This is a genomic window from Promicromonospora sp. NPDC050262 (assembly GCF_040655935.1).
Lineage (GTDB): Bacteria > Actinomycetota > Actinomycetes > Actinomycetales > Cellulomonadaceae > Promicromonospora.
Genome location: NZ_JBFAKX010000003.1, coordinates 80,929 through 101,309, shown reverse-complemented (window position 1 = coordinate 101,309; position 20,381 = coordinate 80,929). Strand labels below are relative to the sequence as shown.

Here is a 20,381-nt window from a genome sequence, read left to right as displayed (position 1 = left end):
CGTGCGACGCGCGGCATTGACGGTTTCTTAACACCCGGACCGGTCCCGCACGAACCGGTGGGAGGCGTGCCGCTCACCGGCTTCTGACGACGAGTGCGACGTTGTGCCCTCCGAACCCGAAGGAGTTCACCAAAGCGACGCCCATGTCGGCTCCGCGCACGGTGGTGACGATGTCGTGCGGGATCTCCGGATCGACGGACTCGGTGTTCACGGTGGGCGGGATGACCTGATGGCGGAGAGCCTGCAGCGCGGCGAACGTCCCGGCCGCTCCGGCTGCCCCGAGCATGTGTCCCGTCATGGATTTCGTGGCGGTGACCGGCGCCGCGATCCCGGCGGCGGTCAGCGCATCGGACTCGTTCCGGTCGCCCGCGGGAGTCGAGGTGGCGTGTGCGTGGACCAGCCCGACGTCGGCCGGCTCGGCCTCGGCGTCGCGCAACGCACGAGTGATGGTCCGGGCCTGGTTCGCGGGGTCGGCGTTGACGATGTCCCTGCCGTCGGACGTCACGGCGGTGCCGTCGATGTAGCCGTGGACGGCCGCGCCACGCGCTCGGGCATGGTCCTCACGCTCGAGCACGAGCACGACTGCTCCCTCGGCGAGGACGAAGCCGTCACGGTCCTGGTCGAAGGGGCGTGACGCGGAGGCCGGGTCCGGGTTGGTCGACAGGGCTCGCATCTGGGCGAACCCGGTCAGGGACAGCGGCGTGACACCTGCGTCCGCGCCTCCGGCGACGACGACGTCCGCCGTGCCCGAGCGGATGAGGTTGACGCCGGTCGCGAGCGCCTCGGCACCTGCCGCGCACGCCGTGGTCGGTGCGTGCGCACCGGCACGCGCCCCGAGCTCGATGGACAGCCATGCCGCGGGCCCGTTCGGGAGCAGCATCGTCACCAGGTGAGGTGACACCTGCCGCGCACCCTTCGTCACCCTGATGTGCTCGTTCGCCACGATCGATCCGATGCCGCCGTACGCGGTACCGATGGCCGTCGCCAGCCGGTCGGGGTCGACCGCCGGCCGGCCGGCCATCGCCCATGCCTCGCGGCCCGCGAGCAGCGTGAACTGCTCTGCCCGGTCGAGCCTGCGCCGTTCCCGGACCGGCAGCGCCTCGACGTAGGCGGGATCGACCATGCCGGCGATCCTGACGGGGGCGTTGTCGGCGATCTCGGCACCGATCTGCCGGATCCCCGATCGTCCGGCTCGTAGTGCCGACCAGGTCGGCTCGGCCCCGAGACCGAGTGGCGTCAGGGCACCGAACCCGGTCACCGCGACCCGGGTCATCCTCGTCGTCCCGCCGTGAGCTCAGGGCCGGCGGTCCTTCTGTTCGCGCTGTCAGGTGACACGACTTCCTCCCAAGGAACGTCTGGAGCTCCGGGCGGACTGCAGTTGGCGCGGGTCATCAGGTCATTCGTCAACCGATCCCGCGCGCCGCCCGGATGTGCCGAGCAGGCCGAGCTCGTGGGCGCGGGCGAGCGCCGCAGCCTGACGTGGCGGATCTCCTCGTTGGTCAGGGTCCACTGGCAATCGAGTGAGGTCACTCCTTGATCCTGCATGCCGCACCAGCGGTACACGCGACTGGTAAAGGTTAATAAGTTACCAATGTTCGGTAAAGTACCGCACAGATCCCCAGGAGAACACCCCTCCCCGGTCCGAGGAGGACACCCTCGTGTCAGGCCGCCGGTTCGCGGCCGGCGTCGGCACGCCCGCCGGCACGGCGGGTGCGGTCCGGGACCAGCGCTCCGATCGCCCGGGCCGCTCGTAGATCCGCAGGAGCTGCTCGCGCACGTCCGGGGCGAACTCGGCCTGCGCGTAGGCCTGCACGCTCGCCACCAGCACGGCGCGCTGCGTCGGCGCCGCGGCGAGAAGCGCCCTTCTGCGCGCGGGTGCAGGTCCGCGTCACCGCTCGTTCGGGATCAGCCGCCAGGCGACGACGGCGGCCACCGCGACCAGCACCGCCGCCACCACGCAGGTGGTCTGCAGCGACGCGACGAACGCCTCCCGCGCCGCGTCCAGCACGGCGGCCTCCAGGCCGGCCGCCTGCTCGCTCGCCACGCTGACCGCCGCGGCGAGCGAGTCGCCGGCCTGGGCCGCGGCGTCGGGCGACAGGCCCGCGGGCAGGGTGACCCGGCCCTGGTAGCCCAGGGTGACCAGCGAGCCGAGCACGGCGACACCCAGCGCGACGCCGAGCTCGTACGCCGTCTCGGAGATCGCCGAGGCGCCGCCCGCCTTGGCCGGCGGGACGGCGGAGACCACGGCATCCGTGGTCAGCGTCATCGCCAGCCCCACGCCGAGGCCGGCCGGGACCAGGGCGAGCGCGAGCCACGCGTAGTGGTCGGCGCCCTCCGCCACGGCGATGGCGACCATGCCCAGCGCGGTGACCGCCAGCCCGAGCGCGATGGCGCGGCCCCGGCCGAACTTCCGGAGCGACCAGCCCACCACGACCACCACCGCGATGGACGCGAGGGTGGCGGGCAGCTCCGCGACGCCCGCGACCAGCGGGGAGAACCCGCGCACGAGCTGGAGGTACTGCGAGAAGAAGAACAGCATGCCGGTCAGCGCGAAGATCGCGATGAGGTTGGCCGCCACCGCGCCGCTGAACGCCGGGACCCTGAACAGGCCGACGTCGAGCAGCGGGCCGCGGCCGTCCGCCGCGAGCCGGTTCTGGCGCCGCACGAACCAGACGCCGGAGGCCACCGCGAGCGCCAGCACGCCGGTCGCGAGCGCGTCGACGCCCTCGGACGCGGCGTGCTTGATGGCCCAGACCAGCGGCATCACCGCGGCGAACGACAGGAGCACGGACAGCAGGTCGAGGCGGCCGGGGTTCGGGTCCTTCGCCTCGGGCAGCAGCACAGCGCCGGCGACCACCAGGACCAGCACGACCGGCACGTTGACGAGGAAGACCGCGCCCCACCAGAAGTGCTCCAGCAGCAGCCCGCCGACCAGCGGCCCGACGGCGGCCCCGCCGCCCGCCGCGGCGGACCACACGGCGATGGCGCGGCTGCGCTCGGCGGCGTCGGGGAACAGCGTGCGGATGAGGGAGAGCGTCGAGGGCATGATCGTGGCGCCGGCCACGCCGAGCAGCAGGCGGGCGGCGATGAGGGTCTCCGCGTCGGGCGCGAAGGCGGCCAGCGCCGAGGCCGCGCCGAACGCCGTCGCGCCGATCAGCAGGAGTCGCTTGCGACCGATCCGGTCGGCCAGGGTGCCCATGGTGACCAGCAGCCCGGCGATGGCCAGCGAGTAGATGTCGCCGATCCACAGGACCTGGGTGGCGGTGGGCGCGAGGTCGCGGGTGAGCGACGGGACGGCCAGGTAGAGCACGGTGCCGTCGATCGCCAGCAGCCCGACCGCCAGCACGAGGACGGCGAGCGCGGCCCACCGGCGGCGCACGGAGAGGAGGGGAGCAAGAGCTGTCACCCGCGTAACTGTACCGTCTAGCCGGTACAGTTTTCTAGGACGGTGCCTGTGACGCGGCCTATAGTGCGTGCCGGGCAGTGCGTCGGACACGAGGGGTGGCCATGGGTAGGACGGCGGGCAGGAGCCCGGAGCAGACGCGCGCGGCGATCCTGGACGCGGCGAGCCGGCTGGTCCGCGAGCGCGGGGTGTCGGCCAGCCTCGACGACGTCGCGCGCCGGGCGGGCGTGTCCAAGGGCGGTTTGCTGTACCACTTCGCGAACAAGCACGACCTGCACCTCGCGCTGGCGACCGACTGGCTGGAGCGGTTCCGGACGGCGGTACTCGCCGCGATCCCGGCCGACGACGGCGCCCCCGGCCGTCTCACGCGCGCCTACGTGCGCGTCTCGATCGACGGCGCCCTGGACGCCGCCGCCTCGCGCGACGCGCTGGTGGTGATCGCGCACCTGGCGAGCGTGGACGCCGTCATCGACCTGGCCGGGGCCGACGCGCGCCGCTGGCAGGACGACCTGCGGGCCGACGGCCTGCCCGAGGACGTCCTGTCGCTCGTGGTGGCGGCGGCTGACGGCGCCAGCGCGCAGCCCGCCTGGGGCGGCGAGCCGACGCCGGAGGAGCTGGCCCGCCTGCGTGAGCGGCTGCTGGCGCTGACGGTGCTGGACGGCTGACGCCGTCAGGCCGCGCGGGCAGCAGACCGCCACGCCGTCAGACCGCCTCGCTCCCCCGGTCGAACCGGGCGCGGCTCTCCCTCAGCTGCTGCCCGTGGTCCTGCGCCCAGTCCACGAAGCCGTGCGCCAGGTCCATGAGCTTCCAGCCGAGCGGGGTCAGCTCGTACTCGACGCGGGGCGGCACCTCGGCGTAGGCGGTGCGGGTCACCATCCCGTCCCGCAGAAGGCCCCGGAGGGTCTTGCTGAGCATCCGGTGCGAGACCCCGGACACGACCGCCTGGATGGCGGAGAAGCGTTGCGGGCCGTCGGAGAGGGACGCCACGACCAGCAACGTCCACCGGTCGGCCACCTGGCCCATGAGGTCCCGGGTCAGCTCGTGCGTCTCGCTGTCGCACGGCGAGTCGGAGCCCCCGGGCATCCTCGCCGCCAGGCTGTCCAGACGCGTGTCACGCGAGATCCGCACCATGCCGCATTGCTTCCTCTCCGGTTACCGACGAACTGCAAAGTGCGTATTTGAAAGCTGGATTACCCGCGTCTCCGCACTGTTGTGTCACGTGGACCAACCACCCCGGCCCCGTGTTCGTTCCCGCGCCCGGGCGGGTCCACCGACAGCACTCACGGAAGCGAAGGACGAGCAATGCTCAAGATCGGAATCATCCTCGGCAGCACCCGCCCCGGCAGGAACGGCGAGGCCGTGGCCAAGTGGGTCTACGAGATCGCGTCGCAGCGCACGGACGCCGAGTTCGAGCTCGTCGACCTGGCGGACTACCCCCTGCCCCACCTCGACGAGCCCATGTCCCCGGCCATGGGCCAGTACGCCCACGACCACACCAAGGAGTGGGCCGCCAAGGTGGCCGAGTTCGACGGCTACGTGTTCGTGACGCCGGAGTACAACCACTCCACCTCGGGCGTGCTCAAGAACGCCCTCGACTTCGTCTACGGCGAGTGGAACAACAAGGCGGCCGGCATCGTCTCCTACGGCGGCGTGGGCGGCGCCCGCGCCGCGGAGCACCTCCGCCTCATCCTCGCGGAGCTGCAGGTCGCGACGGTGCGCCAGCAGGTGGCGCTGTCGCTGATCACCGAGTTCGAGAACTACTCGGTGTTCAAGCCGGGCGAGCACCTGACCCCGGCCCTGGACACGCTCCTGGACCAGACGGTCGCCTGGTCGGGCGCCCTTGAGCCGCTGCACGCCTGACCCGAGCCCCACCCACCTCGTTGAGTGCGGGATATTCGCCCTTCTGAGCAGGGCAGAAGGGCGAATATCCCGCACTCAACGAGGGGTCAGCGGCGGAAGGTGCGCAGCCGCAGGCTGTTGCCCACCACGAAGACGCTGGAGAACGCCATCGCGGCGCCGGCCAGCATGGGGTTGAGCAGGCCGAGGGCCGCCAGCGGGATCGCGGCGACGTTGTACCCGAACGCCCAGAACAGGTTGGTCCGGATGGTGCCGAGCGTCCGGCGCGACAGCCGGATCGCGTCGGCGGCAGAGGTGAGGTCGCCACGCACGAGCGTGATGTCCGCCGCCTCGATGGCGGCGTCCGTGCCCGTGCCCATCGCCAGGCCCAGGTCGGCCTGCGCCAGCGCGGGTGCGTCGTTCACGCCGTCCCCGACCATCGCCACGATCCTGCCCTCGGCCTGCAGCTTCGCCACGACGTCGGCCTTGTCCTGCGGCATGACCTCGGCGATCACCTCGGTGATCCCCACCGCGGCCGCGACCTGCTCGGCCACCGCCCGGTTGTCACCGGTGAGCAGCACGGGCGTGAGCCCGAGCGCCACGAGCTGCCCGACGGCGTCGGCGCTGGTGGGCTTCACCTGGTCGGCCACGACGAGGATGCCGCGTGCCTCCCCGTCCCAGCCGACGGCGACCACGGTCCTGCCCTCGCCCTCCGCGCGAGCCTTGGCCCGCGCCAGGTCCTCCGGCAGGTACTGCGACCAGTCGGCGAGCAGGCTCTCGCGCCCGACGACGACGGCGTGCCCGTCGACGACACCCTGCACACCCTTGCCCTGGACGCTCTCGAACGACTCCGGGACCGGCAGGTCACCCACCTCCTGGGTGGCGCCCTTGGCGACGGCCTGCGCCACGGGGTGCTCGGAGGCGTCCTCCAGGGCGCCCGCGAGCCGCAGCAGCTCCTCGCGCGAGGTGCCGTCGGCGGGGACCGCCTCCTGGAGCGTCATCCGGCCGGTGGTGACGGTGCCGGTCTTGTCGAGCACCACGGTGTCCACCTTGCGCGTGGACTCCAGCACCTCCGGCCCCTTGATGAGGATGCCGAGCTGGGCCCCGCGGCCGGTACCCACCAGCAGCGCGGTGGGCGTGGCCAGCCCGAGGGCGCAGGGGCACGCGATGATCAGCACCGCGACGGCGGCGGTCAGCCCGGCCGCGGCCGGGGACCCGGCGCCGAACCAGAAGCCCAGGGTCGCCACCGCGATCGCGATGACCACCGGGACGAAGATCCCGGAGACCCGGTCGGCCAGACGCTGGATCTCCGCCTTGCCGGACTGCGCGTCCTCGACCAGGCGCGCGATCCGCGCGAGCTGGGTGCCCGACCCGACCTCCGTGGCCCGCACGACCAGGCGGCCGCCCGAGTTCACGGTCGCCCCCGCCACGGTGTCGCCGACGCCGACCTCGACCGGGACGGACTCCCCCGTGAGCAGCGACGCGTCGATCGCGGACGAGCCGGCGACGACCACGCCGTCGGTGGCGACCTTCTCCCCCGGCCGCACCACGAACTCGTCGCCCACGCCCAGGCTCTCGACCGGCACGCGCGCCTCGACCCCGTCGCGCAGCACCGCGACGTCCTTCGCACCCAGCTCCAGCAGCGCGCGCAGCGCGGCGCCCGCCCGGCGCTTGGACCGCTTCTCGAAGTAGCGGCCGGCCAGCACGAACATCGTGACGCCGGTGGCCACCTCGAGGTAGATGTTGGCGGCGCCGTCGGACGGCGCGACCGTCAGCTCGAACCCGTGCGTCATGCCGGGCTCGCCTGCCGTGCCGAGGAAGAGCGCGTACAGGGACCAGCCGAAACCGGCCAGCACGCCCAGCGAGACGAGGGTGTCCATGGTGGCTGCGCCGTGCCGCAGGTTGGTCCACGCCGCCCGGTGGAACGGCCAGGCCCCCCACAGCGCGACGGGGGCCGCGAGCACGAGCGACGCCCACTGCCAGTAGGTGAACTGCCAGGCCGGGACCATCGCGAGCGCGATCACCGGGACGGTGAGCACCACCGTGGTGATCAGCCGGTCGCGCAGCGCGGACAGCTCGCGGTCCTGCGCGCCGGCCGCGCCGTCGTCGTCCACCGCCACCTCGGGAGGCGCGGGCAGGACGGCGGTGTAGCCGGTCTTCTCGACCTCGGCCACCAGCGCGCCGAGGTCGTACCCGGCGGGCGCGGTGACCTTCGCCTTCTCGGTGGCGTAGTTGACGCTCGCGGTCACGCCGTCGAGGCGGTTGAGCTTCTTCTCGATCCGCATGGCGCACGACGCGCAGGTCATGCCCCCGATCTCCAGGTCGACCGTGGTCGTCGGCTCGTCCGTGCGGGACGTGGTGCCGGACATCAGCCCCTCCCCTCCGTGTCCAGGACGAAGCGCGCGGTGTGCACGTCCCCGTCCACCTTGAAGTCCAGGTACAGCAGGTAGCGGCCCGGGGTGGGCGCCTCGGTCCGGAACGTGACGTCCGGCCCGGACACCGCTCCCGGCTCGGGCTCGTGGCCCTCGGGGTGCACGTGCAGGTAGGCCAGGTCGCCCGCGCGCAGGGCGACGAGGTGCCCGAAGGCGCCGAGATACGGCTCCAGGTCCGTGACCGGCTCGCCGTCGCGCGTGACGGTCGCCGTCAGCGTCGACTCCCCGCTCGCGCTCAGGTCCCCCGTGAGAGTCGCGGTGTACCCGTCGGTCGTGTCGGACGCCGACACCGCCGTGGCCGGCCGCACGTCGAACCGGCCCGCGACATCGACCGTCCGGCCCAGCGTCAGGTTCTCGCCGGTCGCCTCGGGGACGAAGTCCGCGAGCACGCGGTAGGTGCCCGCCTCGTCCCAGGTCCACGGCATCGACCAGACGCCGTCGGGCGACATCGTCGGGTGCACGTGCCGGAACCGCTCGCCGTCGGACCGCACCACGACCAGGTGCAGCTCCTTGTCGTGCTCCGTGGCGAACTCGGTCACCGCGGCGCCGTCGGCCCGCGTGATCACGAACGAGAGCGTGCCCCGCTCGCCCACCTCGTCCGGGACCGTCACCGGGCTCAGGAGCAGGCCGTCCTGCTCCAGCGACAGCCCGCGCACCGGCGCCGGGCCGGCGCCGTCGGGCCCGTGGGCGCCGGCCGGCGCCTCGCCGCCCGTGTCACCGTGTCCCGCGTCGCCGCCGGCCATCTCCATGCCGTCCGGACCGTCGGCCCCGGCCGCCGCCGACCAGGCGACGACCGAGGCCTCCGGGACGACCGCGCCCGCGACGGCGAAGGACGCGGCGAACAGTGCCGCGAGCCCCCCGCCGTACAGGCCCAGCCGCTGGGGCGCGTTCATGAGAGACGCGCCGCCTCGTATCCCGCCTCGTCCACGGCGGCCAGGACCGCGGCCTCGTCCAGCGCCGCGGCGCTGCGGACCACGAGCCGGCCGGTCGCCGCGCTCACGTCGACCTGCTCCACCCCCGGGAGGCGGCTCACCTCGCCGCGCACCGACATCTCGCAGTGGCCGCAGGTCATCCCCGTCACCTGGTACTCGCTCGTCGTCATCGTCTCGCCTCTCGGTGTTGATACCTTGCTACCCCTAGGGGGTAACCGTATGTCGCTCACCATATACCCCTGAGGGGTATCGCGCGCAACGTCGCGCACGCCAGAAAAGTGCTGCGCCGGCCCCGGCGCCCCTGGCAGGGTGGCGCGATGGACGCCACCGGGAACGAGACACGGGCCGCCTGGGCCGTCGCATCGCGCAAGTACGAGGACGAGTACGCCGAGCACCTCGCCCTGGCCCGCACCGCGGAGCTCCTGCCCGCCGAGGTCGACGCCCTCGGCGATCTCGTCGCCGGCGCCGACGTGGTGCACCCGATGAGCGGCCACGGGCTCGACGACATCGCGCTCGCACGCCTGGGGGCGCGCTCCGTGCACGGCCTCGACTACAGCGAGGCCGCCGTCTCCAGCGCGCGGCGCCGCGCGGACGAGCTCGGCCTGCCGTGCCGGTACACCCGGGCGACCCTGCCCGCGAGCGGGCTGGAGGCGGCGTGCGCCGACCTGGTCTACACCGGCAAGGGCGCCCTGATCTGGCTCGCCGACCTGGGCGCGTTCTTCGCGGAGGCGCACCGCCTGCTGCGGCCGGGCGGCCGGCTGTACGTGTACGAGGCGCACCCCTTGGTGCCGCTGTGGGACTGGGACCCCGACGAGATCCGGGTGCGCCCCGACCGCGGGTACTTCGCCCCCGCGCACGTCAACGACACCTACCCCGGCAACGGCGCCGTGGAGCGGCAGCACACGCTCGCGGGCATCGTCACGGCCTGCCTGCGGGCGGGGTTCGAGATCGAGGAGCTGCACGAGCACCCCGAGCCGTTCTGGTACCCGGGCGGCGTCACCGCCGCCGCCTGGGACGGGCGCGTGCCCAACACGTTCAGCATGCTCGCGTGCCGGGGCTGAGCCGTTACGGTTCGGGACATGCTGGAGATCATTCCCGTCGCGATATTCGTCGTCCTGCTGCTTCTGTACATCACCGTCAGCGGGCACCTGCGCGAGAGCGGCAAAGCGATCGAACGGGTCGAGCGAAAGCTGGACCTGATCCTCGATCACCTCGATGTCGAATGGCCGACCGCCGACGGGATCTCGCCGGAAGCCCTGGCCGAGATCGACCGGAACATCTGGTCCGACCGCCGGATCGAGGCGATCAAGCTGTACCGGGACGCCACCGGCCTCGGGCTCGTCGAGGCGAAGCAATGGGTCGACCGGCGGGCGGAGCAGGGTCCCGCCGACCGCAGCTCCTGACCGCACCCCTCGGGACCCACGACCGCCGCCCCTCTCCTGACCTGCGCGGAAACTCGCGCAAAACCTCATTTCGGCGACAATTCACCTCCCCGATCGGTAGGGTTGCCGACGTCACGCCTGTGAGGTGTCCGGGCGGGCCTTTCTTTTTGTGGAGTGATGATCAGGAGGACGCATGAGCTTTGCCTCACGCGTATTTGAGAACCGTCGGTCGGTCGTCTCGGTGGGGGTGGTGGCGCTCTTCGGCGCGGGTCTGGTCGGCTTCGCGCTCCTCTACGACGGTGAGGCCACCGCCGACGTCGACCTGAACGACTCGGGCGTCTGGGTGACCCAGACGGCGAAGGGCAACCTCGGCCGGTTCAACTACGAGGCCAAGACCATCGACGGCGTGCTCGTGGCGGGCGCGGGGAGCTTCGACGTGGAGCAGGACGCCCAGCGCGTGCTCCTGGACCGCACGGGCGACTCGTCCGCGAGCCCGGTGAACCCGGCGCAGCTCGCGTTCGACACCACCATGAACTTCCCCGCCGGCGCACAGGTCGCCTCGGGCGGCGCCACCACCGCGGTGTACGACGGCGACACCGGCCGGGCGTGGGTGCTGCCGTTCGACTCGGCGGCGTTCGACGAGAAGGAGCTCAAGCCCACGGTCGAGGCGGGCCAGGGCGGCAGGCTCGCGGTGGGCAAGGACGGCACCGTGTTCCTGGCCGTGCCGGCCGACGGCAAGCTCTACTCGATCCCCACCGGCTCGCAGGGCGTCGCCGAGGACGTCGACGAGTCGTCGCTCCCCGTGGCCGCCGACGCCACGGTGCTGGTTTCCGCGGTGGGCGACGAGCCCGTGGTGCTCGACCAGTCCACCGGCAACCTCGTGCTGCCGGGCGGCGACACCGTCACGATCGAGGAGGGTTCGCAGAGCGTGCTGCAACAGCCCTCCGACGAGGCGGAGAACGTGGTGCTGGCCACCCCGGAGGCGCTGGTGACGGTGCCGGTCGGCGGCGGGAAGCCGACCACGTTCGGCTTCCAGGGCGCGGGCGGCGGCACGCCGTCCGCCCCGGTGCAGCTCGGGGGCTGCCTCTACGGGGCGTGGGCCGGCGGCCAGGTGCTCCGGGACTGCGAGGGCTCGGACAACGACGTCAACGAGGTGCTCGAGGGCGTGAGCGCCGGGATGAACCTGGTCTACCGGGTCAACCGGAACGTCATCGTGCTCAACGACATGGCGGGCGGGTTGCTGTGGATGGCCGCCGAGAAGTTCGAGGTGGTCGACACCTGGAAGCTCACGATCCCGAAGGACGGCAAGGGCGACAAGACCGAGACCGAGGAGGCCACACCGGAGCAGGTCGACCAGGCCGTTGCCGACCGCAGCAAGCCCAACCGCGCGCCCGAGGCGGTGGACGACACGTTCGGCGTGCGGCCCGGCCGCACCACGGTGCTCAACGTGCTGGGCAACGACTCGGACCAGGACGGCGACGTGATGGTGGCGTCGGTCAAGGGTGAGGTCGAGGGCGACATCGCGGTGGACCGCGTGCTCGACGGCACCGCGCTGCAGGCGAACGTGCCCGACGGCGCGGCCGGGACCACCAGCTTCACGTACGAGGTGAACGACGGCCGGGGCGGCACCGACGAGGGCTCCGTGGACGTCAAGGTGGTGCCGCCGGAGGAGAACAACGCGCCCGAGCAGCCGGGCAAGCCGGTACTGGTGGTGGGCCAGGGCGGCCTGGGCACCATCAAGGTGCTGCCCTACTTCAAGGACCCCGACGGCGACGACATGTTCCTGTCGAGCGCGAGCACGGCCGACCCCCTGGACGAGGTGCGGTTCCGGCCGGACGGCACCGTCGAGTTCCGGGACGGCGGCACCGTGACGGGCAACAAGATCGTCGACGTCCTGGTGTCGGACGCCATGGGCCAGTCCTTCCCCGGCACGCTGATCGTCAACGTGGTCGCCACCAACGTGCCGCCGGTCGCGGTGCAGGACCACGTGGCCGTGCTGGCCGGCGAGCCGGTGACGGTGGACCCGGTGGCCAACGACTTCGACCCCAACGGCGACGACTTCCGGCTGATCCGGGTCGACGACAAGCAGGGCGCGACGATCACGACCAACGCGACGGCCGAGACGTTCAAGTTCGAGTCGGACACGCCCGGCGCGTACGACGTGACCTACCACATCAGCGACGGCCCCGAACCGACGATGGGCCTGGTGCGCGTGGACGTGCTGGAGCCGCCGGACGAGACCGGCGCACCGGTCGCGGTCTCGGACCAGGTGCTGCTGCCGGCCGGTGGCACGGCACTGGTCGACGTGCTCGCCAACGACACCGACCCCGCGGGCGGCGTGCTCGTGGTGCAGGGCGTCAGCGTGCCCGGCGACGCGCCGGTGACCGTGTCGGTGCTCAACCACCAGATCCTGAAGGTCTCGGAGGTCAAGCGCCTGGAAGGTCCCGTGACCCTGAGCTACAAGGTGGCCAACGGCACGAGCACGGCCACCGGCCAGGTGCGTGTGGTGCCGATCCCGGCGCCGGCCCAGCTGCGCCCGCCGGAGGCGGGTCCGGACGAGGCGACCGTGCACGTGGGTGACGTGGTGACGATCCCGGTGCTGAAGAACGACACGCACCCGGACGGCCTCGATCTGACGCTCACGGACAAGCTGCAGGAGTCGCCGCCGGACTCGGCAGGCGAGGCGTTCGTCTCGGAGGACACGGTGCGGTTCCGGGCCGGCCAGGAGGCCGGGACGTACCACGCGGTCTACGAGGTGAGGGACGCCAACGGGCAGAAGGACTCCGCCCAGGTCACGATCAACGTGCTCGACGCACCCGAGAACTCCGCCCCGCAGCTGCCCGACATCGAGGCCCGCGTGCTCAGCGAGGGCATCGTCCGCATCCCGCTGCCGCTGGACGGCACGGACCCCGACGGTGACTACGTCTCCCTGAGCTCGATCTCCGCGGCGCCGTCGCAGGGCACGGCCACCATCGTGGACGGGTTCATCGACTACACGGCCGCGGCGGGATCGGCGGGCCTGGACACCTTCACCTACCAGGTCACCGACACGCGCGGCGCCCCCGCCGAGGGCGTCGTCCGGGTCGGCATCGCGATGGCTCCGGCGTCCAACCAGGACCCGCAGGCGGTCGACGACGTGACGACGGTGCGGCCCGGCCGGACCGTCGCGGTCGCGGCCCTGGACAACGACTCGGACCCCGACGGCAACCAGATCGGGCTGGTGGGCAACGGCTTCGAGGGCACGGGCGACCTGGAGCCCAAGGCGGTGGACGACGACGTCGTGGTCACCGCACCCGACAAGGAGGGCCCCTACTCCTTCTACTACGGCATCCAGGACACCTACAAGGCGCGGGCCAGCGGCGCCATCACGGTGAACGTGGACGCCAACGCGCCGCTGCTGCGTCCCGTCGCCCACGACGACGTCGTGACGGTCGACGACGTGGAGGGTTCGAGCAGCGTCACGCTCGACGTGCTGGCCAACGACGTGGACCCGGACGGCGTGGCCGCGGACCTCGAGGTCGCCGTGGACGCGGACCTCGCGGGCGTGACCGTCACCGAGTCCGGCGCCGTCAGGGTGGAGCTGACGCAGGACGCCCAGGTCATCACCTACACCGTGACCGACGTCGACGGCCAGGAGGCCAAGGCGTTCGTCCGCGTGCCGGGCGACCAGGCACGGCCGCACGTCAAGCCGGGCCTGGAGCCGCTCAAGGCGACCAGCGGCGAGCCGCTGACGATCGACATCGCGGACTACGTGGTGGTGCGCGACGGCACCGAGCCGCGGATCACGGAGGACCGGACGGTCAAGGCGCTGGAGGGCACGGTCACGGTCGAGGACCACGACACGATCGTCTACACCTCGACGGCGGACTACGCCGGGGCCGCGTCGGTCAGCTTCGAGGTGACCGACGGCGACGGGCCGGACGACACCGAGGGCCTGACGGCGGTGCTGACGCTGCCGATCGACGTGACCCCGGCCAAGAACATGCCGCCCAGGATCACCGGGACGCCGGTGCTCAGGGTCGCCCCGGCCGAGACGGCCGAGGTGGACCTGTCGCGGTACGCCAGGGACCCGGACAAGGACCCGCTGACCTTCGAGGTCAAGGGCACCGAGAAGATCATCACGTCCGTGACGGGCACGACCGTGCGGGGCGAGGTCGACGCGTCGGTGCCGAAGGGCACGTTCCAGGAGATCCCCATGACGGTCTCGGACGGCAAGAACCCGCCCGTCGAGGCCGAGCTGACCGTCGAGGTGGTGCCGTCGACCCGGGAGAAGGCCAAGACGACGCCGGATGTGGTGCTCGACGCCCACCAGGGCGAGGCCACCACCATCCCGGTGCTGGCCAACGACACCAACCCGTTCCCGAACAAGCCCCTCGAGGTCGTCGACGCGACGCGCGAGACGGGCCAGGGCGAGGTCTCGCACAACGGCTCCGAGGTGATCGTCACCCCGGGCGCCGACTTCACCGGCGTCATGACCGTGCGCTACCGCGTGCAGGACGCGACCGGTGACCCCGACCGCGAGGTGGACGGCATCGCGAAGCTGACGGTACTGGGCCGCCCCGAGGCGCCCCGCGCGCCGCGCGTCGAGGAGGTCCGTTCGGAGACGGTGGTGCTGAGCTGGGACCAGCCGAACAACAACGGCGCGGAGATCACCGGGTACACGCTGCGGACGCAGACCGGTCAGGAGCACGCCTGTGCCACGACCACCTGCACGTTCGACGGGCTCAAGAACAACGTGAAGTACCGGTTCACGGTCACCGCGACCAACGAGGTGGCAGAGTCCGACCCGTCACCGGCATCGCGCGAGGTCCGCCCGGACGAGAAGCCGGACAAGCCGGAGCCCCCCACGCTCGACTTCGACGACCAGAGCCTGATGGTGAGCTGGAAGAACAAGGCCTACACGGACCGCTCGCCGATCGAGTGCGTCAACCTCGAGATCAGCCCCGCGCCGGCGAACAACGTGACCCAGAAGGCGTGCGTCGAGAACACCTCGGTCAAGTGGTCGGGGCTGGAGAACGGCACGGCGTACACGGTGCGGGTGCAGGCCAAGAACGAGGCGGACAGCCCGTCGGACTGGAGCGACCCCTCCGCGCCGGAGACCCCCGCCGCGCCCCCGGCGCAGCCGGCCGCACCGGCCGCGCAGCGCGTGGACACGGGCGTGGGCGGCCAGATCACCGTGTCGTGGACGGCCCCGGCCAACAACGGCGACGCCGTGAAGCGGTACTACCTGGCCGTGTACAAGGACGGCGCGAAGGTCAACACCATCCCCGCCACGGGTACGTCGGCGCCGGTCCAGAAGCTGAGCACCAGCTCGACCTACACGTTCACGGTCCAGGCCGAGAACAAGGCGGGCAGGTCCAAGGCCAGCCCGCCGTCGAACGCGGTGGTGCCGTACGGCGTGCCGGATGACCCCAGCCGGCCAACGGCGAAGCTCGGGTCGAACACGAGCAACCAGGCGGACGTGAGCTGGACCGCGATCCCGAGCTCGAACTTCCGCGGCAAGAGCCCGCGGTACGAGGTCACGCACAACAACGGCACGGACCACCCCAGCGCGGGCAACACGACGGCGTACACCTACAAGGGCCTGACCAACGGCACGGCGTACGCGTTCCGGGTGCGGGCGTGCAACGCCGACGCCTGCTCGGACTGGTCCACCGCCTCGAACGCGGTGACCCCGTACGGCCCGCCGAAGACCCCGACGATCACGGCGACCGCCGGGATCGGCAAGGTCACCTTCACGTGGGACGCGCGACCGGAGAACGGCCTGCCCACCACCGCGCGGGTGACCGGCGCGATCACCAGCACGGCCAAGAACGGCACCGCGTCTGCCACTGCCGGCGAGGGTCAGACCAAGGACGCCTGCGTCACGGTCACCGACTCCCAGAACCGCACGGCCCGGGCCTGCGCCTCGAAGGCGGCCCTGCAGCCGCGGGCCTGGGTGACCGTGGGCGGCAACAGCGGCGACTGCGCGAGCTGCCGCAACTGGGTGCTGAACTGGTCGGGCTTCGACACGGGCAACCACCAGGCGGCCTGCTGGGCGGGCAACACCCGGCAGTACGACCAGGACAGCCCGACCGTCTGGCACGACATCCACCCGCCGCACGCCACCACCTGGGGCGGCAGCACCACGTACCCGATGAACGGGGCCAGCGGCAACCGGACGCTCTCGTGCTTCATGAGTGCCAAGTACAACGGAGCGGAGGTCGCCTTCATGGTCGACGGGAAGCGGTACCAGGTCTCGAACTGGAACAGCTGACGCCGGCCGTGCACGGCTGACGTCAGTCCTCGCGGGGCGCACGGGTGACCGTGCGCCCCGCGCTGTCGTTCCCGGACCCGTCCGGCCGACCGCCTCCTGACCGGGCGAAATCCGCTTCCGCAGGCGAAATGCACCACTTGTCGCTACGCTGCCGCCGACGCCGGGTTCGACCAATTGGTCCGCTCTGCCCAGAGTCGTGTCCACAACCTGGATCTCGAACGTAAGGACCACGATGCTCGTTCAGGCCTTCACCGCCAGCCTGATGGACGGCCAGTCGGCCGTCGACAGCGAACCGACGACGTCGATCTGCCGGAGCTACGGGAGCCATCCAGGGGTCCGGACACCGACCACGGAGCACGGCGGGTACTGCGCCGTCGTCGACCACGCGCCGCTTCCGCCGGCGTCCGAGGACGACGAGCTGAGCGTGCACCGCGGGGCGGCCGTCGACATCGGCGACGGGTGGGCCTTCTTCGACAGCCTCGCCCCGGCGGCCTGCTTCGTCCGTGCGGGCCTGCTGTCCAACCTGAGCCCGTCGTGGGACCTCTTCGAGGCCGCCGAGGTGCGGTCCTGGTGCACGGAGCACTGCTGCGACGAGCTGGCGCTCGTGCTCGGCCGCCAGGTCTACGAGCCGGCCGAGATCGACGAGTTCTTCGCGCAGTTCGCGACCTCCCTCGCCGCGTAGGACGTACCGAGCAGTCCTTCGCGAACCCCGCCCGCAGCGCGCGGGCCCCGCCGACCCGGCGTCGGCTACCCCGCGTCCGCCGCCAGCCGCTGCGCGACCGCTGCGGCCTCGGCGGCCTTGACCTGCGCCTTCTCCGCCCGCCGCGCGGCCTTGGCGGCCCGCTTGGGCGTGGTGCCCTCCGAGCGCCGCTCGAACAGCGTGTAGATCACCGGCACCACGTACAGCGTCAGCAGCGTCGAGGACACGAGCCCGCCGATCACCACGAGCGCCAGCGGCTGCGAGATGAACGCCCCGCCGCCGGTCATGCCGAACGCCATCGGGGTCAGCGCCAGGATCGTCGCCGCCGCCGTCATCACGATCGGCCGCAGGCGCTGACGCGCGCCCTCCCGGACCGCCTCGTCGAGCGGCTGCCCGTCGGCCCGGTACTGGTTGATCAGGTCGATCAGCACGATCGCGTTGGACACCACGATGCCCACCAGCATCAGCACGCCGATCAGGGCCGCGACGTCGAGCGGCGTGCCGGTCAGCAGCAGCGCCAGCAGGGCGCCCGTCGCCGCGAACGGCACCGAGACCAGCAGGATCAGCGGCTGCCCGATGCTCCGGAACGTCGCCACCATCACCAGGTACACGATGAGGATCGCCGCCAGCAGGGCGAGGCCCAGGTCGGCGAACGCGTCGGCCTGGTCGGCCGCCACACCGCCCACGCTCACGTCCGCGCCGTTCGGCAGGTCCAGCCCGTCGATCTCCTCGGTCAGGGCCGTGGTCAGCGTGCCCAGGTCCTGCCCCGCCGGGGTCACCGCGACGGTCGCGCTGCGCTCGCCGTCCACCCGCGTGACCGACGCCGGGGCCGACACCTCCTCGACCGTCACCAGGTCGCTCAGCGGGACCACGCCCGCCGCCGTCGGCACGTCGATCTTCTCGATCTCGGCCGTCGTGCCCGGCACGTCGCCGGCGACGACGACGTCGAGCGACGCGCCGTCGAGGTCCACGGTGCCGATGCTCGCCTCGTTCATCGCGCCGGCCACCAGGCCGGAGACCGCCGCCTCCGTCAGCCCGGCCTCGGCCGCCGCGTCCCGGTCGACCGTCACCTGCACCGTCGACTGCTCGGCGGCCAGGTTGTTGGTCACGCTCTCGACGCCGTCGAGGTCCGTGACGGCGTCCTCGACGGCGCTCGCGGCGTCGGCCAGGTCGTCGGCGTCGGGCGCGGTGACCACCAGGTCCACGGTGGTGCTGGAGAAGCCGGAGTCGCCCGCGGCGACGGTGACCTCGCCGTCCAGGGTGGCGGCGTCGAGCGCCTCGCGGACGTCGTCCTGCACCGCCTCGCCGTCGGCGTCCTCGTCCAGCGTCATCGCGAACGACGCGCTGCTCCCGCCGCCGCCCATGCCGAAGGCGGCGGCCATCCCGTCGGCCGACCCGACGGTGGTCTGCACGGTCGCGATGCCGTCGATGCCCGCGAGGACGTCCTCGACCTCCTTGGCCCCCGCGTCCTGGTCCTCCAGCGACGTGCCCGGCTCGAACTCCTGGGTCACCGACAGCGTGTCCTGGCCGGCGGCGCCGATGAAGTTGGTCTCCATGCGCGGCACCAGCGCGAGCGTGCCGCCCAGCAGCGCCACCGCGACCGTCAGCGTGACCGCCGGGTGGCGCAGCGCCGCCGCCAGCGACGGCACGTAGGCGCGCTGCCAGACGCCGCGGCGCTCCTTGAGCTCGGCGGCCTCCCGCATCGCGGCCCCGCCGTCGGCCGAGACCGGAACCTTGATGAACCAGTACGCGAGCACCGGCACCACGACCAGCGCCACGACCAGCGAGGCGCCCATGGCGATCGCCACGGTGACGGCGAACGGCTGGAACAGCTCGCCCGCCATGCCGCCCACGAGTGCGATCGGGGCGAACACCGCGATGGTGCAGACCGTGGACGCGGTGATGGCCGCACCCACCTCGCGGACGGCGGTGACGATGGCGTCGACGCGGTCCTCGCCGTAGGACAGGTGCCGCTTGATGTTCTCGATCACCACGATCGAGTCGTCCACGATGCGCCCGATCGAGATGGTCATGGCCGCGAGCGTGAGGATGTTCAGCGTGTAGCCGGTCAGGTTCATCGCCGCGAACGTCACGGCCAGCGACAGCGGGATCGAGACCGCCGCGACCAGCGTGGCCCGCAGGGAGGCCAGGAACACCAGGATCACGAGCACCGCGAACAGCAGGCCGAGCCCGCCCTCCGTGGTCAGGCCCTCGATCGACTCCTCGATGAACGGCGCCTGGTCGAACGTGACGGCGGTGCTCACGCCCGCGTCGTCGAGCTCGTCCTCGACGTCGGCCAGCACGTCCTGCACGGCGTGCGACACGTCGACCGTGTTGCCGTCGGGCGTCTTGGTCAGCGCGATGGCCAGCGACGGCTCGCCGTCCAGCCGCGAGAAGGAGGTGGGCTCGACGTCCTGCACGCTCACCTTCGCGACGTCGCCCAGGTGCACGACGGCGGCGGGGCCGGCCTCGGCGGCCGGCGCCTCCCCGGTGGCGCCCGGGACGCCCGCGGCCGCACCGGCCCCGGCGGCGCCGGATGCTCCGGCACCGGCTCCCGCGGAGCCGGCGGACGGGACGATCGGCAGCTTCTCGAGCTCCTCGACGGTGCTCACGGTGGTGCCCACCTGGACGCTGCTCGTGCGGCCGTCCTCGGTGACCGAGCCGACCGGCATGACCGTGCCGTTGTCCTGCAGCAGCGACGAGAGCTGGGCGGCGGTGAGACCCGCGGCGGCCAGCTTCTCGTCGTCGGGCTCGATCACGACCTGGCGCTCGGTGGTGCCGGTCACCGTGACGTCGCGGACCTCCGCGATGCCCGACAGCTCGGGCACCAGCACGGAGTCGATCGTCTCGGTCAGCTCCCGCTCGGTGCCGTCGCCGGACACCGCGAGCTGCACCACCGGCAGGTCGTCGAACGAGCCGGCCATGACGTCGGGCTCGACGTCGTCCGGCAGGTCCTGGAGACCCCCGACGGCGGAGGTCATCTCCTGGCTGGCCGCGTCGATGTCGGTGCCGTACTCGAGCTCGACGGTGGTCATCGAGACGCCGGTGGAGACCGTCGAGGTCACGCCCGTGACGCCGTCGATCGCCTCGACGGCGGTCTCGATCGGGTCCGTGACGCGCTCCGCGACGAGCTCCGGCGCCGTGCCCGGGTAGACCGCGGTGACCGCCACCACGGGCACGTTCAGGGAGGGTATGAGTTCCTGGCGGAGCTGCCCCATGCTGAAGATGCCGACGACGAAGACGGCGATCGTCGCGAGTGCCACGAGGGCACGGTTCGCGAGCGACATTCGGGCAAGACGAAACACACTGCCTCCAGATCTGGGGTTCACGCCGGGGTCCCACGACTCCGTCGGCGCAGTATTTTGCCTAACGCAAAGGATCACGCCCGGGTTCCCGGCACGCAAGTCCGGTTCTCGTGCGGCTCCGGGGCCACTAAAATC

General features: G+C 72.2%; 13 protein-coding genes. 6 read left to right on the top strand and 7 right to left on the bottom strand.

Annotation, left to right across the window (positions count from 1 at the left end; genetic code table 11):
• Positions 1–73 precede the first annotated feature (73 nt).
• Together AB0I29_RS05910 and AB0I29_RS05905 are read right to left on the bottom strand one after the other, a co-directional pair.
• Entirely contained in the window at positions 74–1,273 is a 1,200-nt protein-coding gene (locus tag AB0I29_RS05910; RefSeq protein WP_357479196.1) for a beta-ketoacyl-[acyl-carrier-protein] synthase family protein, read from the bottom strand.
• 615 nt (positions 1,274–1,888) lie between these two features.
• Positions 1,889–3,406, bottom strand: a complete 1,518-nt coding sequence (locus AB0I29_RS05905; protein ID WP_357479193.1) for an MFS transporter — start codon at positions 3,404–3,406, stop codon at positions 1,889–1,891.
• Positions 3,407–3,507: 101 nt separating this feature from the next.
• Here AB0I29_RS05905 and AB0I29_RS05900 point away from each other — a divergent pair, with 101 nt between their 5' ends.
• Positions 3,508–4,068, top strand: coding sequence for a TetR family transcriptional regulator (locus AB0I29_RS05900; RefSeq protein WP_357479190.1), 561 nt, complete (start codon positions 3,508–3,510; stop codon positions 4,066–4,068).
• 37 nt (positions 4,069–4,105) lie between these two features.
• Here AB0I29_RS05900 and AB0I29_RS05895 read toward each other — a convergent pair whose 3' ends face one another.
• Positions 4,106–4,534, bottom strand: a complete 429-nt coding sequence (locus AB0I29_RS05895) for a helix-turn-helix domain-containing protein (protein ID WP_285107054.1) — start codon at positions 4,532–4,534, stop codon at positions 4,106–4,108.
• A 171-nt stretch (positions 4,535–4,705) separates the two neighbouring features.
• Between AB0I29_RS05895 and AB0I29_RS05890 the strand changes: the two genes are divergently transcribed.
• Complete coding sequence (locus tag AB0I29_RS05890; protein ID WP_285107052.1) at positions 4,706–5,263, top strand: NAD(P)H-dependent oxidoreductase; 558 nt, start codon at positions 4,706–4,708, stop codon at positions 5,261–5,263.
• Positions 5,264–5,349: 86 nt separating this feature from the next.
• Here the strand turns inward: AB0I29_RS05890 and AB0I29_RS05885 are convergent, their stop codons facing one another.
• From AB0I29_RS05885 to AB0I29_RS05875, 3 genes are read right to left on the bottom strand one after another with little or no spacing between them, the layout of a single operon-like run.
• Positions 5,350–7,608, bottom strand: a complete 2,259-nt coding sequence (locus tag AB0I29_RS05885; protein ID WP_357479185.1) for a heavy metal translocating P-type ATPase — start codon at positions 7,606–7,608, stop codon at positions 5,350–5,352.
• On the bottom strand, positions 7,608–8,564 hold the full coding sequence (locus AB0I29_RS05880) for a heavy-metal-associated domain-containing protein (protein WP_357479182.1): 957 nt from the start codon (positions 8,562–8,564) through the stop codon (positions 7,608–7,610). Before AB0I29_RS05880 ends, AB0I29_RS05885 begins: the two co-directional genes overlap by 1 nt.
• Positions 8,561–8,773, bottom strand: a complete 213-nt coding sequence (locus tag AB0I29_RS05875; protein WP_285107046.1) for a heavy metal-associated domain-containing protein — start codon at positions 8,771–8,773, stop codon at positions 8,561–8,563. The genes AB0I29_RS05880 and AB0I29_RS05875 overlap by 4 nt, the downstream gene beginning before the upstream one ends.
• 147 nt (positions 8,774–8,920) lie before the next feature.
• Here AB0I29_RS05875 and AB0I29_RS05870 point away from each other — a divergent pair, with 147 nt between their 5' ends.
• The 4 genes from AB0I29_RS05870 (at position 8,921) to AB0I29_RS05855 (ending at position 16,923) form a co-directional block, all read left to right on the top strand.
• Positions 8,921–9,664, top strand: a complete 744-nt coding sequence (locus AB0I29_RS05870) for a class I SAM-dependent methyltransferase (protein WP_285107044.1) — start codon at positions 8,921–8,923, stop codon at positions 9,662–9,664.
• 18 nt (positions 9,665–9,682) lie between these two features.
• Positions 9,683–10,006 carry a ribosomal protein L7/L12 gene (locus tag AB0I29_RS05865; protein WP_285107043.1) on the top strand — a complete coding sequence of 108 codons (324 nt, stop codon included), beginning with the start codon at positions 9,683–9,685 and terminating at the stop codon, positions 10,004–10,006.
• Positions 10,007–10,178: 172 nt separating this feature from the next.
• On the top strand, positions 10,179–16,241 hold the full coding sequence (locus AB0I29_RS05860) for an Ig-like domain-containing protein (protein WP_357479177.1): 6,063 nt from the start codon (positions 10,179–10,181) through the stop codon (positions 16,239–16,241).
• 232 nt (positions 16,242–16,473) lie between these two features.
• Complete coding sequence (locus AB0I29_RS05855) at positions 16,474–16,923, top strand: hypothetical protein (RefSeq protein WP_357479174.1); 450 nt, start codon at positions 16,474–16,476, stop codon at positions 16,921–16,923.
• A gap of 65 nt (positions 16,924–16,988) precedes the next feature.
• Here the strand turns inward: AB0I29_RS05855 and AB0I29_RS05850 are convergent, their stop codons facing one another.
• Complete coding sequence (locus AB0I29_RS05850; protein ID WP_357479170.1) at positions 16,989–20,228, bottom strand: efflux RND transporter permease subunit; 3,240 nt, start codon at positions 20,226–20,228, stop codon at positions 16,989–16,991.
• Positions 20,229–20,381: the final 153 nt, after the last annotated feature.

Excerpts from the sequence above, each read along its gene's own strand:
- AB0I29_RS05880 (WP_357479182.1), bottom strand. The coding sequence starts at position 8,564 with ATGAACGCGCCCCAGCGGCTGGGCCTGTACGGCGGGGGGCTCGCGGCA.
- AB0I29_RS05895 (WP_285107054.1), bottom strand. The coding sequence starts at position 4,534 with ATGGTGCGGATCTCGCGTGACACGCGTCTGGACAGCCTGGCGGCGAGG.
- AB0I29_RS05855 (WP_357479174.1), top strand. The coding sequence starts at position 16,474 with ATGCTCGTTCAGGCCTTCACCGCCAGCCTGATGGACGGCCAGTCGGCC.
- AB0I29_RS05865 (WP_285107043.1), top strand. The coding sequence starts at position 9,683 with ATGCTGGAGATCATTCCCGTCGCGATATTCGTCGTCCTGCTGCTTCTG.
- AB0I29_RS05900 (WP_357479190.1), top strand. The coding sequence starts at position 3,508 with ATGGGTAGGACGGCGGGCAGGAGCCCGGAGCAGACGCGCGCGGCGATC.
- AB0I29_RS05885 (WP_357479185.1), bottom strand. The coding sequence starts at position 7,608 with ATGTCCGGCACCACGTCCCGCACGGACGAGCCGACGACCACGGTCGAC.
- AB0I29_RS05910 (WP_357479196.1), bottom strand. The coding sequence starts at position 1,273 with ATGACCCGGGTCGCGGTGACCGGGTTCGGTGCCCTGACGCCACTCGGT.
- AB0I29_RS05875 (WP_285107046.1), bottom strand. The coding sequence starts at position 8,773 with ATGACGACGAGCGAGTACCAGGTGACGGGGATGACCTGCGGCCACTGC.
- AB0I29_RS05850 (WP_357479170.1), bottom strand. The coding sequence starts at position 20,228 with ATGTCGCTCGCGAACCGTGCCCTCGTGGCACTCGCGACGATCGCCGTC.
- AB0I29_RS05870 (WP_285107044.1), top strand. The coding sequence starts at position 8,921 with ATGGACGCCACCGGGAACGAGACACGGGCCGCCTGGGCCGTCGCATCG.
- AB0I29_RS05890 (WP_285107052.1), top strand. The coding sequence starts at position 4,706 with ATGCTCAAGATCGGAATCATCCTCGGCAGCACCCGCCCCGGCAGGAAC.
- AB0I29_RS05860 (WP_357479177.1), top strand. The coding sequence starts at position 10,179 with ATGAGCTTTGCCTCACGCGTATTTGAGAACCGTCGGTCGGTCGTCTCG.